Raw genomic sequence first — 14,189 nt, forward strand, 5'->3', positions numbered from 1 at the left:
CGCTTGGAAACGCTTCGCTACGATGCTTTGCAGGAAACGTTATACCGCGAAACGATGGATAACGGGCTTCAAGTATATGTCCTGCCGAAACCGGGTTTTCAAAAGACGTATGCCACGTTTGCTACGAAATACGGCTCGATCGACAACCATTTCCGGGTCGAGGGGCAGGAGGATATTGCCGTACCGGACGGAATCGCCCATTTTTTGGAGCATAAAATGTTCGAGGAGCCGGAGGGCGACATCTTCGCCACATTTGCTTCCCATGGGGCATCGGCCAACGCTTTTACCAGCTTTGATCAGACCGTGTACCTGTTCTCGGCGACCGAAAACATTGCGCTTAATCTCGAGACATTGATCAATTTCGTGCAGCATCCGTATTTCACCGACCAGAACGTCGAGAAAGAAAAAGGCATCATCGGCCAGGAAATCGGCATGTATCGCGACAATCCGGATTGGCGGGTTTATTTCGGCTTGATTGAAGCGCTGTACAAAGTTCACCCCGTTCATATCGACATCGCCGGTACGGTCGAATCGATCGGCACGATTACGAAGGAGACGCTGTACACATGCTACAACGCGTTTTACCACCCCAGCAATATGCTGCTGTTCGTCGTGGGCGGCGTGGATGCGGAAGAGGTGTTTACGCTTGTTCGCAGCAATCAGGCGAAGAAGCAGTACGACAAGCAGGGCTCGATCGACCGGCTGTTTGACCCCGAGCCCCGCGAGGTTCACGAGAAGCGCCGGGAATCGCGGCTGGCGGTATCGCAGCCGAAATGCCTGTTCGGATTCAAGGAGATGGAGCTTGGCTTGACCGGTGAAGCGCTGCTGCGCCGGGACTTGACGACAAAGCTGGCGCTCGATCTGCTGCTCGGGCCCAGCACAAAGTTGTATCAGAAGCTGTACGACATGGATTTGATTTCCGACAGTTTCGGGCATGAGTACAACAGCAACCCGAATTACGCGTTTTCGGCGATCGGCGGGGATACGCGCGATCCGGACCGCATGCTGGCGGTGATCCAGGAGGAAGCGAAAAGCATGCTGGCTTCGGGTTTCCGCGAGGAAGATTTTGAACGGGCGCGGAAGAAAAAAATCGGCGGCTACCTGCGTATGCTTAACTCTCCGGAAAATATCGCCCACGAGTTTACGCGCTACCGGTTCCGGGGCAGCGACCTGTTTGCGGTGCTGCCGATGTACGAATCGCTGACGCTGGACGAAGTGAACACCCGGCTGCGCGAGCACTTGAACTGGGAGCAGATGGCCGTGTCGGTCGTGGTGAGCCCGTAACATGAACGAAGAGCATGGGATTGGAAAAAACATCGCGGACATGACCGTCCTCATTACCGGGGCAAGCCGGGGGATCGGCGCGGATACGGCGCTGCGGTTTGCGGCGGTGGGCATGAACGTGGTTATTCACTATATGAACTCGCTTGAAGCGGCCAACGAGGTTGCCCGCCGATGCCTGGAGGTTGGCGGCAAAGCTTATACGGTGGCTGCGGATCTGCGCAGCAAAGAGCAGATTTTGCGCATGAAGGAACGGCTGGATCATTACGGGCTTCATCCGGATATTCTTGTGAACAATGCGGGGATATCCCATTACGGTTTGCTTTCGGACGTAACCGAAGCGGAATGGGATGATGTCATGGACGTCAATTTGAAAAGCGTCTTTTTGTGCAGCCAGCTGTTTATGCCGTATATGATCCAGCAGCGTTTCGGGCGGATTATCAACGTATCCTCCGTATGGGGTATTTCCGGGGGTTCCTGCGAAACGGTTTATTCCGCTGCCAAAGGCGGAGTCAACGCTTTTACGAAGGCGCTGGCCAAGGAGCTTGCTCCTTCCGGAGTAACGGTAAACGCGGTGGCCCCGGGAGCCGTCCGGACCGATATGATGGAACGTTTTGACGAAGGGGAACTGAAGCAATTGGAGGAAGAAATTCCTGCGGGGCGGCTCGCCTCTCCGCAGGAAATTTCTTCGCTCATTTATTTTCTCGCCCTGCCGGAATCAGGCTACATCACCGGTCAAATCATCAGCCCCAACGGGGGCTGGATTACCTGAATATTTCCGGTCAGGTCCCGCGAGGCTTTTGTCTTGCCGGCCATGAGCGCATAAAACCCGCGTAAACTTCACATATTACGACTGTTGATTTTAAATCGCCAAGCGAAGGAGGATTTAAGGATGTCAACAGTACTCAAAAATTTTGATACATGGAAGAAATTTTTGGGCGACCGTGTGGAGCATGCGGAAAAAGCGGGGTTCAGCGAAGAAGCGATCACTAACCTGGCTTATGAAATCGGCGGATTTCTCGAAGATAAGGTCGATCCGCAGAACGATTCCAACCGGGTACTCAAAGAAATCTGGGAAGTAGGCAGCGAAGACGAGCGTAAAACGATCGCTCGCCTGATGGTAAAGCTGGCGAAGAAAAACTCATAGTTTTTGCTGAAAAGCTCCCGCGTTATGGGAGCTTTTCAGCCATTTTCCACCAGCGGCTTGCCTTTCATTTTCATTTTATATATCATAAAACACATATGATTATTTCGGGCTAAGGAAAGGGTACTAAACTTTTTGAAGCCGTAAGAAGGATTAAAGGTTGATTTTGTCGAAAATGGGTGAGTAGGATAGAGAAGGTGTCTTCAGATGGAACAAAAACAATGGTATTTGGAGTACAAAATACATAAAAACCGCCCAGGACTTTTGGGCGATATCGCCTCGATGCTGGGGATGCTGGAAATCAACATTTTGACGATCAACGGCGTTGAAGGCAAAACCAGGGGATTGCTGCTGGAAAGCGATGACGACGGAAAAATCGACCAGGTCAGCAAAATGCTCGGCAAGGTGGACAGCATCACCGTTACGGCGCTGCGTTGTCCGCGGCTTGTCGATCTGCTGGCCGTAAGGCATGGAAGATACATCGACCGCGATTCCGACGATAAGAAGACATTTCGCTTTACGCGCGACGAACTCGGGATTCTGGTGGATTTTCTCGGCGAAATTTTCAAGCGGGAAGGCCATCAGGTGATCGGACTTCGGGGCATGCCGCGCGTCGGCAAGACGGAATCGATTATCGCCGGCAGCGTATGCTCGATGAAGCGGTGGACATTTGTGTCCTCCACGCTGCTGCGCCAAACGGTGCGGAGCCAACTGTCGGAGGATGAAATGAATCCGCACAATGTGTTTATCATCGACGGCATTATTAGTACGCTGCGCTCGAACGAGAAACATCATCAATTGCTCCAGGAACTGATGTCCATGCCTTCCACGAAGGTGATCGAGCATCCGGATGTTTTCGTCAAAGAATCCGAATACAGTTATGACAATTTTGATATTATTATCGAATTGCGTAACAATCCGGAGGAGCAAATCGTTTATGATACGTTTACGACGATTTACACGGACGATGTGTAATTCGATAAGCATAACCCATAAAAACAGGAGGTGATGGTCATGTCGGAATTGGGTCAGAAGTTAAAGGAAGCCCGCCTTGCCAAAGGCTTGTCATTGGATGACATCCAGGAAATGACGAAAATTCGCAAACGATATCTGGAAGCCATCGAGTCGGGGGATTATAAAGTGCTTCCAGGAAGTTTCTATGTTAGGGCTTTTATCAAGACGTATGCCGAAACGGTCGGCGTGGATGCGGATGAACTGCTTGCCGAGCATCGGCAGAATGTACCGGATGAAGCGCCGGAGCAGACGATGGAACCCGTGATTCAGAAGCGCCGCAGCCGCCAGCATGCCGAGCGCAACTCGAAGTGGCTCTCCACCACGTTGATGTGGTCTTTTGCCGTGCTGATCCTGATCGTCATTTACTTGTATTTTACGGTTTGGGGGAATACGAATCAGTCGGCCGGAGAGAAGCCGGACCCGACGCCGGTAACGCCGGCCACGCAACAAGGGGGCGGGGCGCAAAACGGATCCGGTAATGGAAGCAAGGACGGACAAACCGGCACCGGAAACAATCAACCCGGTACGGGCAATGCCGTGAACGGCGGCGGCAATACGGGGAATGCCGGGACAGGGACCAATACCGGAACAGGAACCAATACCGGCACGGAAACGGGCACTAACGCTGGAACGGGTACCGACAACACCGGCGGAACAAACGCTCCGCAAGACATCGCAGTCGTTCCCGACGGCAAAGAGGGCAGTGCCACGAAGTTCAAGGTGCAAAATGCCGGCGGTCAGCCGGTGCAGGTCGTGATTACAGCCTCCGGCGAAAGCTGGGTCGAGGTTCGCAAAGGCAGCAGAAACGGCGATAAGCTTTACTTTGGCAAAACGTCCGATGGCGATGTACTGGAGTATGATATCGTGCCGGAGGGCTTGTATATTGTATCGGGCGCTTCCAACAAGACGGTTATTACGGTGGCCGGGCAAACGGTGGATGACGGCAAAACAACTTCCAAAATCTTCCTCAGCCTGGATGACGGTACGGGTACGGATGGTGCTTCGACAGGCGACACCGGGCTAGGCGGCAACGTATCCGGGAACAATGCGGAAACCGGAAACGCAACAAGCGGGCAGTAGGGAGCGGCTCTATCGCTTGGGCTTACAAAAGACGGGATTTGGACCTGGCAAGGTTTGAATCGCGTCTTTTTGCATATTTTGCCCGGCGGCAATGGTTTGGACATAGCTTAGAAACAGCTTGGAAATGGCGGGTTGGCTCGACTTCGGGAAAACTTTTACATATAATGATGAATAGAAGAAAAGATTGGGAACCAGAAAGGAATGTGAAGTATGGCTTCGGAAAGTTCATTTGATATCGTCTCGAAAATGGACATGCAGGAATTAAACAATGCGATCGATCAGACGGAACGGGAGATCGCCAGCCGCTTTGATTTTAAAGGAAGCAAAAGCGAACTTAAGCTGGAAAAGGACGTGCTGGTAATCGTGGCGGACGATGAATACAAGCTTGGTGCCGTGATCGATATCCTGCAATCCAAAATGATCAAGCGCGGACTGCCGATCAAAAACCTGGATTACGGTAAAGTGGAACCGGCTTCGATGGGCACGGTGCGGCAGCGCATCAGCTTGAAGCAAGGCATCGATCAGGAGAACGCGAAGAAAATCAACGTGTTGATCCGCGACTCCAAGCTGAAGGTCAAAAGCCAAATCCAGGGTGATCAAATCCGCGTCACCGGAAAAAGCAAGGATGATTTGCAGCAAATCATGCAGCTGCTGCGAAAAGCAGATTTGTCGCTCGATTTGCAGTTTACGAACTTTAAATGACTTCGGAACGGTCTCCTGCAACGCCTCCCGCGCCTGCTTGAGACCCTTTTCATATTTTTGACAGCCGCCTTTTCCGAATATTATACTTGTAGAGGTTGTTTTATCCATGAACATGGTTTAATCACGGCTTGAAACTGATGGGGGAAATCGTTATGACTGAAAAGGTGAAAATCGTTACGCTTGGCTGCGAAAAAAACTTGGTCGACTCCGAAATCATGTCGGGGCTGATCGACCGGCGTGGCTATTCCTTGGTGGACGACCGCGAAGATGCCACGGTTATCATCGTCAATACGTGTGGATTTATCGATGCCGCCAAAGCAGAGTCGGTAAATACGATTCTGGAGCTGGCCGAGCTTAAGGAAAGCGGAAGATTAAAGGCGCTGATCGTGTCGGGATGCCTGACGCAGCGGTATAAGCAGACGCTTATGGAGGAGATGCCGGAGATCGACGGAATCGTCGGAACGGGCGATTTTCATAACATCACGCAGATCGTCGATGAGGCGGTGAAGGGGAAGAAACCGGTGTATGTCGGCAATCCGGTGTTCAACTACGAGCAAGCGCTGCCGCGGAAGCTGACCACAGCCGGTTATACGTCGTATGTGAAAATCGCCGAGGGCTGCGACAACAACTGCACCTTCTGCAGCATCCCGCTGATGCGGGGCAAATTCCGCAGCCGTTCCATCGAATCGATCGTGGAGGAAGTGAAGGGCTTGGCCGCGCAAGGGGTCAAGGAATTCAGTTTGATCGCCCAGGATTCCACCAATTACGGCACCGATTTGTACGGAACTTACAAACTGCCGGAGCTGCTCGATCGTGTCAGCCGGGTGGAAGGCGTGGAGTGGGTTCGGCTGCATTACGCGTATCCGGGCTTTTTTACGGATGAATTGATCGACATGATCGCGTCCAATCCGAAAATTTGCAAATACGTGGATATGCCGCTCCAGCACAGCGAGGACGCGATCCTGAAAAGAATGCGGCGCCCCGGACGCAACCGGGATATCCGCGAGCTGGTCGCCAAAATCCGCTCCCGTATCCCGGACGTTTCTTTGCGCACGTCGCTGATCGTGGGATTCCCGGGCGAAACCGAGGAAGACTTCGAGCGGTTATGCGATTTCGTCCGGGAGATTAAGTTCGACCGGCTTGGCGTGTTTACATACTCGCAGGAGGAGGATACGCCGGCTTCGCGGCTGCCGGATCAGATCGCTGAGGACGTCAAGGAATGGCGGGCCAACACGCTGATGGAAATCCAGCGCACCGTAGCGAACGAAAACAGCGGCAAATACATCGGCAAGGTGCTGGATGTGCTTGTGGAACGCTACGATGGGAGGAGCGACGTTTATGTGGGGCGTTCGCAATTTGATGCCCCGGAAATCGACGGGGAAGTATTCGTGACGAACTGCTCCACGAATATCGGCGATATCGCTAAAGTGCGGATTACGCATGCTTTTGAATATGATTTAACCGGGGAGGCTATCCTGTGAATTTGCCCAACCGCATTACACTGACACGTATTTTTATGATTCCGGTGATGCTGCTTTTTTTGCTGCTGGATGCGGGCTGGTTGTCCTATGAGCTCGTAGTGGGCGCATACACGCTGCCGGTCCATCAATTGATCGCCGCGGTGCTGTTCATCGTCGCCGCCAGCACGGACGGAATCGACGGATACATCGCCCGGAAATACAATCTGGTGACGAATCTGGGCAAACTGCTCGACCCGCTTGCCGACAAACTGCTGGTGGGTACCGTGCTGATCGGGCTTGTGTCACTTGGATTATGCAACGCCTGGATCGCCGTCATCATCATTGCACGCGAATTTGCGGTAACCGGCCTGCGGGAGGTCGCGCTGCTTGAAGGCTCCGTAATCGCGGCCAGCAAGTGGGGCAAAGCGAAAACGATCACGCAGATCATCGCGATTACCGCGCTGCTGCTGAACAATTTCCCGTTTGCCTGGCTGAACATCCCGTTTGACGACATCGCGATCTGGCTGGCGGCGATCATTACGATTTATTCCGGCATCGACTATTTCGTCAAAAATAAAAATGTGCTTTCTTTTTCGAAAATGTAGTGCCTTGAGTGCGATGCTTTGGGTGCGATGTTTTGAAGCGAAGTATTTAATGCTCAGGCAGAGGCTTGTTTTGGATTGCCGGAAGGAGACGTGAAAGCAAATGAAAGCAGAAATTATCGCAGTGGGGACAGAGCTGCTGCTCGGGCAAATCGTAAACACCAATGCGCAATATCTATCCCAGGAGCTGGCCGCGCTGGGGATTGACGTTTATTTTCAAACGGTGGTCGGCGATAATCGGAAGCGGTTTGCCCAAGCGGTGGAGACGGCGGCCGCCCGTGCCGATTTGCTGATTTTTACCGGGGGGCTTGGGCCAACGCAGGACGATTTGACCAAAGAGGCGCTGGCCGAAGTACTTGGCCGGTCGCTGCATATCGATCCGGAAGCGATGGCGAATATCGACCGCTTTTTCAAGGACAGAGGCGTGCCGATGACGGAAAACAACCGCCGTCAGGCGCTGGCGATCGACGGCGGGACGCCGCTTCCTAACGAAACCGGGCTGGCGGTTGGGGATGCGATTGAAGCTGCCGGCAAATTTTATATTGTTTTGCCCGGCCCGCCGAAGGAAATGAAGCCGATGTTCGAGCGCCAGGCGAAGCCGTGGATCTTAAAGCATGCGTTGTCCGAGGAAATGCCGATCTATTCGAAAATGCTCAAATTTGCCGGGATCGGCGAATCGGCGCTGGAGACGAAGCTGCTCGATTTGATCAAGGAGCAGTCGGACCCGACCGTGGCCCCTTACGCCAAGGAAGGTGAGGTCACGATCCGCGTTTCCACCAAGGCTTTAAGCGAACGTGAAGCGATGGCGAAGCTGGATGCCATGGAGCGGGAAATCACTTCCCGCTTGCCGGAGCATCTGTACGCGAACGTCGATGTGCCGATTGAGCAGAAAATTTTGGAGCTGATGGCTCAGCGCGGATTGACGCTCAGCGCGGCCGAGAGCTGCACCGGCGGGCTGCTGATGGAAATGATCACCGCGATTCCGGGCAGCTCGGCCGTGTTTATGGGCGGAATCGTCTGCTATTCCAACGCGATGAAGGAGAAGCTGCTGCACGTTCCGCATGAACTGCTCGAAGGGGCTGACGCCCCCGGCGCCGTCAGCGCAGAAACGGCGCAGGTGTTGGCCGAGCAGGTGCGGCTGACCGCTGATACCGACTTCGGCTTGTCGATTACCGGCGTCGCCGGCCCCGGCGCTTCCGAGCGCAAGCCCGCCGGGCTCGTCTATATCGCGATCTCCCGCCGCGGCGGGGATACGGCCGTATACGAGCTGAACCTCAAAGGCAACCGCGAAGCCGTCCGCATGCGCTCGGCCAAAACGATCTTATATCGGTTGTGGAGAGCACTGATGGAGCCGTAAGCTTAGTGCTTGTAATGTTCTGATTGGAATTATCCAATAGAATTGGAAATTTATTGGCAAATACGGCGGTGTGATTGGATATTTCCAATAGATTGGGTTCGGTAAGGCGCAAACGGGCGATTTGAGCGAGATCTATTGGATTTTTTCCAATGAGTGCTCAAAATGGCGAGTGAATTCCGACAATCTGTTGGATTTTTTCCAATGAGAGGTGAAGGGACGACCGGATTGTAGGAGCACTGCCGTATGGCGTGCGTCGCCACTGTCTACTGAGCATGCTTCTTGCACTTTTCGGCCGCTTGGCATATAATCAAGACACGGAAGAACCGTAGCAAACGAACAGTTGTGCTGCGGTTCTTTTTTTGTTTGGAAATTTGTTTGGGAGGAGGAGTGAATTTGTGCATTTTGGCGAACGATGGATCGATGCCTTGTTGTATCTAATCAGTTGACTAGCTAAAGCCCTGCACCAAAGTAAAGCGAATCCCGCAGGGAGAGCGGCAGCAAGCAGAAAAGTCACCAAAGCAGCACCAAGTTAGGTATAAACAAGCTAAAGCCTTGCACCGAAGTAGAGCGAATCCCGCAGGGAGAGCGACAGCAAGCAGAAAAGTCACTAAAGCAGCACTAAGTTAGGTATAAACAAGCTAAAGCCCTGCACCGAAGTAAAGCGAATCCCGCAGGGAGAGCGGGTCCAGCACGGAACATTGCAGAATAAACAGCCTACGAAGCAGCCCACCCTCGCAGGAGCGCCAAAAGCAGAGCGTGCCCGAAGGGCGATAAGCGGCTGTTTTCCCCATAGTTACCCGGGTGCATACGAAAGCAGCAGTGCCTGCAGCGTGTTTCCAGGTAGCCCAGGAATACCCTAAGTAAGACGTACCACGAAGGGGAGAAAAGCGTTCCAAGCACGAAGTAAGCGAATCCCGCAGGGAGAGCGTCAAGGGAGCGCCTCAGTCTCTCCCACGTTAGTTCAATTTGCGGGAATCCAAAGGGCAGCAGGCCCTTGGGGCCCTCCCTTACGGTAAGGGAGGGTTTGGGAGGGATGAGCCCCCGGTTTGGATAGGTTGAAAAATAGCGAATATATGTTCGAAAAAGTGCTTGGCAAACATTCCAAAACAAGGTACAATTAAAGACGTTGGAAGTATCGTGTTATTATCTCATTTAAGGATGTGAGCTGATTGTCAGATCGTAAAGCTGCGCTGGAAATGGCGCTTCGGCAAATAGAAAAACAATTCGGTAAAGGTTCGATCATGAAGCTGGGCGAATCGACGCATATGCAAGTGGAGATCGTCCCGAGCGGATCGATCGCTTTGGATATCGCTTTGGGTACCGGGGGATTGCCTCGCGGCCGTATTATTGAGGTTTACGGACCGGAGTCTTCGGGTAAGACGACGGTAGCGCTGCACGCGATTGCGGAAGTTCAGAAAATCGGCGGACAAGCCGCATTTATCGACGCGGAGCATGCGCTGGACCCATCCTATGCGGGCAAGCTCGGCGTAAACATCGACGAGTTGCTTTTGTCCCAGCCGGATACGGGCGAACAAGCGCTGGAAATCGCCGAAGCGCTCGTGCGTAGCGGCGCGGTTGACATCATCGTCATCGACTCTGTAGCCGCGCTTGTGCCTAAGGCGGAAATCGAAGGCGAGATGGGGGATTCCCACGTCGGTTTGCAAGCCCGCCTGATGTCGCAGGCGCTGCGGAAGCTGTCGGGAGCGATCAGCAAATCGAAAACGATCGCGATCTTCATTAACCAACTTCGTGAAAAAGTCGGTGTGATGTTCGGGAATCCGGAGACAACGCCGGGTGGACGGGCTTTGAAATTCTATTCGACGGTCCGTCTGGACGTTCGCCGCGTGGAAACGATCAAGATGGGCAACGACATGGTCGGGAACCGGACACGGATTAAGGTCGTGAAGAATAAAGTCGCTCCACCGTTCAAACAAGCCGAAATCGACATTATGTACGGTGAAGGTATTTCCAAAGAGGGCAGCATCATCGACATCGGCGTGGAGTTGGATATCGTGGATAAGAGCGGCGCCTGGTATTCGTTCGCCGGCGAACGCCTCGGTCAGGGCCGGGAGAACGCAAAGCAATTCTTGAAAGAGCATCCGGAAATCTCCAATACGATTGAACTAAAAATCCGGGAATCGAGCAATTTGACCACTTCAGTCGCTCCTGCATCACCAAGCGAACAGGAAATGGAACTCCAAGAGGAGCAAGCGCTTTTCGGAGATGAATAAGGCAGCAGCCATGAAGCGCCCTGACCCCGCGGTAATTAACCGGGGCAGGGCGCTTTTGCAGTTTAGGGCGGTCGGCCAATTAGCGGTAGGATAGAGCTAAAATAAAGGCCGCCATCCTGAACTTTTGCGGCGTTTTATTCAGAAGAGGAAATATTTTGGCTCAAAACCGCAAACGGCGCTTGAAAGAGGGGTTACAGGAACGATGAACCGCCGGCTTTCAAAATAGCGGTACTTTATGTGCTTATGATCCGGAGTCAGGCATGTTCATCCTCATTAGCGGCATTTTTTGTCCTTATTTTCCTGTAAATGGCCCAGAACCTGGCATTTCTTGTGATTCGAGGAAATAGCGACATAAATTACCTTTATTCTTCTCAAATGGATGCATATTGCTGGAATAACGCCATTTTTTGCCCTTAAGTTTTTCGCTAGAGTTTCTTGGAAAGCTTGGTTTTGCTATTGCGGGACAACCAGATTGCTAGTTAAAAGTGACATTATGTTATACAGGAAAAACTGATACTACACTTGGTACCGATGGCCGGGTGTGACACAGGAGGGACGCAGTTTGAATCAGTGGGGGAAAAGCCGCGGAAAAAATCAAAGCGGCAAACACGATATCGTAGACATATCCGATGAGGCGGTCTGGGAGGAAAGAATGCGGACGCCTGAGCGGGAGAAATCCCACCAAGTGGAGAAATCCAGCCAAGAGGAGGATTCCGGCGAAGCGGAGAAATCCGGGTTATCCGCTTTTCCGGAAGATGGGGAGCTGGCCATTACTTCGGTGCAGATGCTGAAGCGGCCGAAACATCGGTACCGGATTGTTTTCGGAACGTACGCGTTTGAGGTTCATGAGGATGTCATGATCAAATACCGGATGATCAAGGGGGCGGTCTTTACCAAAGCGGAGCTGGAGGAGATCGTTTCGGCGGATGAGCGGCAGCGGGGCTACGCCGACGCTCTGGCGTATTTGAGCCGGAAGCCGCGGACCGCGTACGAAATCTCCATGCGTTTAAAGGAAAAAGGGTGGGGAGAAGAAACGGTAAACGATGTTATCCAGCGGCTGCACACCGAGGGTTACCTCAATGACGCCGCATATGCGCAGGAATGGGCTTCTCAGCGGGTGAAACTCCGGGGGAAGGGGAAATTATGGGTGCGTCACGAACTGCGCCAGAAAGGGGTCTCCAAGCCTCTGATCGACGAGGCGTTGGGCGAAGTAAGCGAAGACGACGAATTCGCCAGCGCCCTGCTGCTGGGGGCCAAGAAATGGCGCGGCACTTCGGGCGAACCGTTAGATAAAAAGCGCAAGACGGGAGCTTTTTTACAGCGCAGAGGTTTTTCCGGAAAAATCGTTGCAAAAGTGCTGCAGGAACTCAGCCGCCAAGACGGGATGAACGCTGAAGACGAGTGGTACGAAGAATAGCGGGCCGAGGCCGGAACGAGAGGGAACTGTTGTCATTTGCTTGACAATTTCTTTCATCAAATAATAAAATGAACATGAATCCATATCGCTGAAGTCCTCTTTTACCTTCCAAAATTATGGACTCCGAATGTGATTCTGTTCTCCAATCATGAGGCCAATACTTCCGTATTTACCGCGGAACCATCATGCATAAGCATGAACAGCTGAACTGAATGGGCGTGTCATGTATTCTTAGTACGAATGATGAATGTGAAAAGTAACTAACAACTGCAAACATCCCAAGGAATGCCTTGGAGGAAACAACGGGGAGGTGAACAGATGAATCCTGTAATCTGGATCGTTCTCGTTGCAGCCGCTTTATTCTTTGGGTTCGTGATCGGATATTTTATTCGCAAATCTCTTGCAGAAGCTAAAATTTCCAGTGCGGAACACGCTGCAAGCCAAATCTTGGAAAACGCAAGGAAGGAAGCAGAGGCACTGAAAAAGGAAACGGTTCTGGAAGCAAAAGATGAAGTCCATAAGCTAAGAACCGAAGCTGATAAAGACATTCGTGAACGTCGGAATGAAATTCAACGACAAGAAAGACGATTGTTGCAAAAAGAAGAGTCGCTGGATAAAAAATTAGAATCACTTGAACGTAAAGAAGAGCAAGTGGTCAGCAAGGAGAAACGGATCGAAGAAACGCAGCAGCAAATCGAGCTGATTTACAAAAATCAGGTTCAAGAATTGGAACGCATCTCCAATTTGACGATGGAAGATGCCCGCACGATTATTTTGAACAACGTTGAGCAGGAAGTCCGCCATGAAACGGCGCAGATGATCAAAGACATCGAACAGCAGGCGAAAGAGGAAGCGGACAAGAAATCCCGCGAAATCATTACGCTGGCCATTCAACGCTGCGCTGCCGACCATGTGGCGGAAACGACGGTGTCCGTCGTAACCCTGCCGAACGAAGAGATGAAGGGACGGATTATCGGGCGCGAAGGCCGTAATATTCGTGCGCTCGAAACGTTAACGGGCATTGATCTCATTATCGATGATACGCCGGAAGCGGTTATTCTGTCGGGATTTGACCCGATCCGCCGCGAAATTGCCCGCACCGCGCTGGAGAAACTGGTGGCGGACGGACGTATTCATCCGGCGCGCATCGAAGAGATGGTCGAGAAATCGCGCCGGGAAGTGGACGAACGCATTCGCGAATATGGCGAACAGGCTACCTTCGAGGTGGGCGTGCATGCTCTCCATCCCGACTTGATCAAAATTCTGGGACGTCTCAAGTTCCGGACAAGCTACGGTCAAAACGTGCTGAAGCATTCGATGGAGGTTGCGTACCTGGCCGGATTGATGGCCGGAGAACTCGGCGAAGATATCGCACTGGCCAAACGTGCAGGCTTGTTGCATGATATAGGTAAAGCGCTTGATCATGAAGTGGAAGGATCTCATGTCGAAATCGGCGTGGAACTGGCTAAGAAATACAAGGAACATCCGGTGGTCATCAACAGTATTGCCTCTCACCACGGCGATTGTGAAGCGACTTCCGTCATCGCCATGCTGGTTGGCGCTGCGGACGCATTGTCGGCGGCAAGACCGGGGGCGCGGCGCGAGACGCTGGAAACGTATATTCGCCGTCTGGAGAAGCTCGAAGAAATTTCCGAGTCGTTCGAAGGCGTCGAGAAATCGTTTGCCATTCAGGCGGGCCGCGAAGTGCGCGTGATGGTGCAGCCGGATAAAATCGACGATGCGGAAGCATTCCGCTTGGCGAGAGACATTACCAAGAAGATTGAAAGTGAACTGGATTATCCGGGTCATATCAAAGTTACCGTCATCCGTGAAACGCGGGCGGTTGAATACGCCAAGTAAAGGATATGCTGAAAAGTGGCCCCCTGGGGGGCCGCTTTTTC

The 14,189-nt window shown here is 52.5% G+C and carries 12 protein-coding genes; all 12 read left to right on the forward strand.

The window, feature by feature from the left end:
• The first annotated feature begins 3 nt into the window (after nt 1-3).
• On the forward strand, nt 4-1,284 hold the full coding sequence (yfmH, locus tag ACLD72_RS23275; protein ID WP_411001682.1) for an EF-P 5-aminopentanol modification-associated protein YfmH: 1,281 nt from the start codon (nt 4-6) through the stop codon (nt 1,282-1,284).
• Nucleotide 1,285: 1 nt separating this feature from the next.
• A complete protein-coding gene (gene ymfI / locus ACLD72_RS23280) occupies nt 1,286-2,053 on the forward strand; it encodes an elongation factor P 5-aminopentanone reductase (RefSeq protein WP_411001681.1) in 768 nt (255 codons plus the stop codon).
• Between the two features lie 120 nt (nt 2,054-2,173).
• Nucleotides 2,174-2,428: a DUF3243 domain-containing protein gene (locus tag ACLD72_RS23285; RefSeq protein WP_036622376.1), complete on the forward strand. Its 255-nt coding sequence runs from the start codon at nt 2,174-2,176 to the stop codon at nt 2,426-2,428.
• A gap of 204 nt (nt 2,429-2,632) precedes the next feature.
• Nucleotides 2,633-3,400: a DUF3388 domain-containing protein gene (locus ACLD72_RS23290; RefSeq protein ID WP_251588116.1), complete on the forward strand. Its 768-nt coding sequence runs from the start codon at nt 2,633-2,635 to the stop codon at nt 3,398-3,400.
• A 39-nt stretch (nt 3,401-3,439) separates the two neighbouring features.
• Nucleotides 3,440-4,519 (forward strand): RodZ domain-containing protein, encoded by a 1,080-nt coding sequence (locus tag ACLD72_RS23295; RefSeq protein WP_411001680.1) that lies wholly within the window; start codon nt 3,440-3,442, stop codon nt 4,517-4,519.
• Between the two features lie 210 nt (nt 4,520-4,729).
• Nucleotides 4,730-5,221, forward strand: a complete 492-nt coding sequence (locus tag ACLD72_RS23300; RefSeq protein ID WP_411001679.1) for a YajQ family cyclic di-GMP-binding protein — start codon at nt 4,730-4,732, stop codon at nt 5,219-5,221.
• Nucleotides 5,222-5,373: 152 nt separating this feature from the next.
• The gene (gene rimO / locus ACLD72_RS23305) at nt 5,374-6,702 is read left to right on the forward strand and encodes a 30S ribosomal protein S12 methylthiotransferase RimO (RefSeq protein ID WP_411001678.1); all 1,329 of its coding nucleotides are present in this window, start codon (nt 5,374-5,376) and stop codon (nt 6,700-6,702) included.
• A complete protein-coding gene (gene pgsA / locus ACLD72_RS23310; RefSeq protein ID WP_411001677.1) occupies nt 6,699-7,286 on the forward strand; it encodes a CDP-diacylglycerol--glycerol-3-phosphate 3-phosphatidyltransferase in 588 nt (195 codons plus the stop codon). Before rimO ends, pgsA begins: the two co-directional genes overlap by 4 nt.
• A 100-nt stretch (nt 7,287-7,386) precedes the next feature.
• A complete protein-coding gene (locus ACLD72_RS23315; RefSeq protein WP_411001676.1) occupies nt 7,387-8,640 on the forward strand; it encodes a competence/damage-inducible protein A in 1,254 nt (417 codons plus the stop codon).
• Between the two features lie 1,169 nt (nt 8,641-9,809).
• Complete coding sequence (gene recA, locus ACLD72_RS23320) at nt 9,810-10,871, forward strand: recombinase RecA (RefSeq protein ID WP_411001675.1); 1,062 nt, start codon at nt 9,810-9,812, stop codon at nt 10,869-10,871.
• Nucleotides 10,872-11,433: 562 nt separating this feature from the next.
• Nucleotides 11,434-12,288, forward strand: coding sequence for a regulatory protein RecX (locus ACLD72_RS23325; protein WP_411001674.1), 855 nt, complete (start codon nt 11,434-11,436; stop codon nt 12,286-12,288).
• Nucleotides 12,289-12,606: 318 nt separating this feature from the next.
• Nucleotides 12,607-14,148 carry a ribonuclease Y gene (rny, locus tag ACLD72_RS23330; protein WP_411001673.1) on the forward strand — a complete coding sequence of 514 codons (1,542 nt, stop codon included), beginning with the start codon at nt 12,607-12,609 and terminating at the stop codon, nt 14,146-14,148.
• Nucleotides 14,149-14,189 lie beyond the last annotated feature (41 nt).

Source organism: Paenibacillus lacisediminis (assembly GCF_046567315.2).

Excerpts from the sequence above, each read along its gene's own strand:
- ymfI (WP_411001681.1), top strand. The coding sequence starts at position 1,286 with ATGAACGAAGAGCATGGGATTGGAAAAAACATCGCGGACATGACCGTC.
- ACLD72_RS23285 (WP_036622376.1), top strand. The coding sequence starts at position 2,174 with ATGTCAACAGTACTCAAAAATTTTGATACATGGAAGAAATTTTTGGGC.
- ACLD72_RS23290 (WP_251588116.1), top strand. The coding sequence starts at position 2,633 with ATGGAACAAAAACAATGGTATTTGGAGTACAAAATACATAAAAACCGC.
- ACLD72_RS23295 (WP_411001680.1), top strand. The coding sequence starts at position 3,440 with ATGTCGGAATTGGGTCAGAAGTTAAAGGAAGCCCGCCTTGCCAAAGGC.
- ACLD72_RS23300 (WP_411001679.1), top strand. The coding sequence starts at position 4,730 with ATGGCTTCGGAAAGTTCATTTGATATCGTCTCGAAAATGGACATGCAG.
- rimO (WP_411001678.1), top strand. The coding sequence starts at position 5,374 with ATGACTGAAAAGGTGAAAATCGTTACGCTTGGCTGCGAAAAAAACTTG.
- ACLD72_RS23315 (WP_411001676.1), top strand. The coding sequence starts at position 7,387 with ATGAAAGCAGAAATTATCGCAGTGGGGACAGAGCTGCTGCTCGGGCAA.
- rny (WP_411001673.1), top strand. The coding sequence starts at position 12,607 with ATGAATCCTGTAATCTGGATCGTTCTCGTTGCAGCCGCTTTATTCTTT.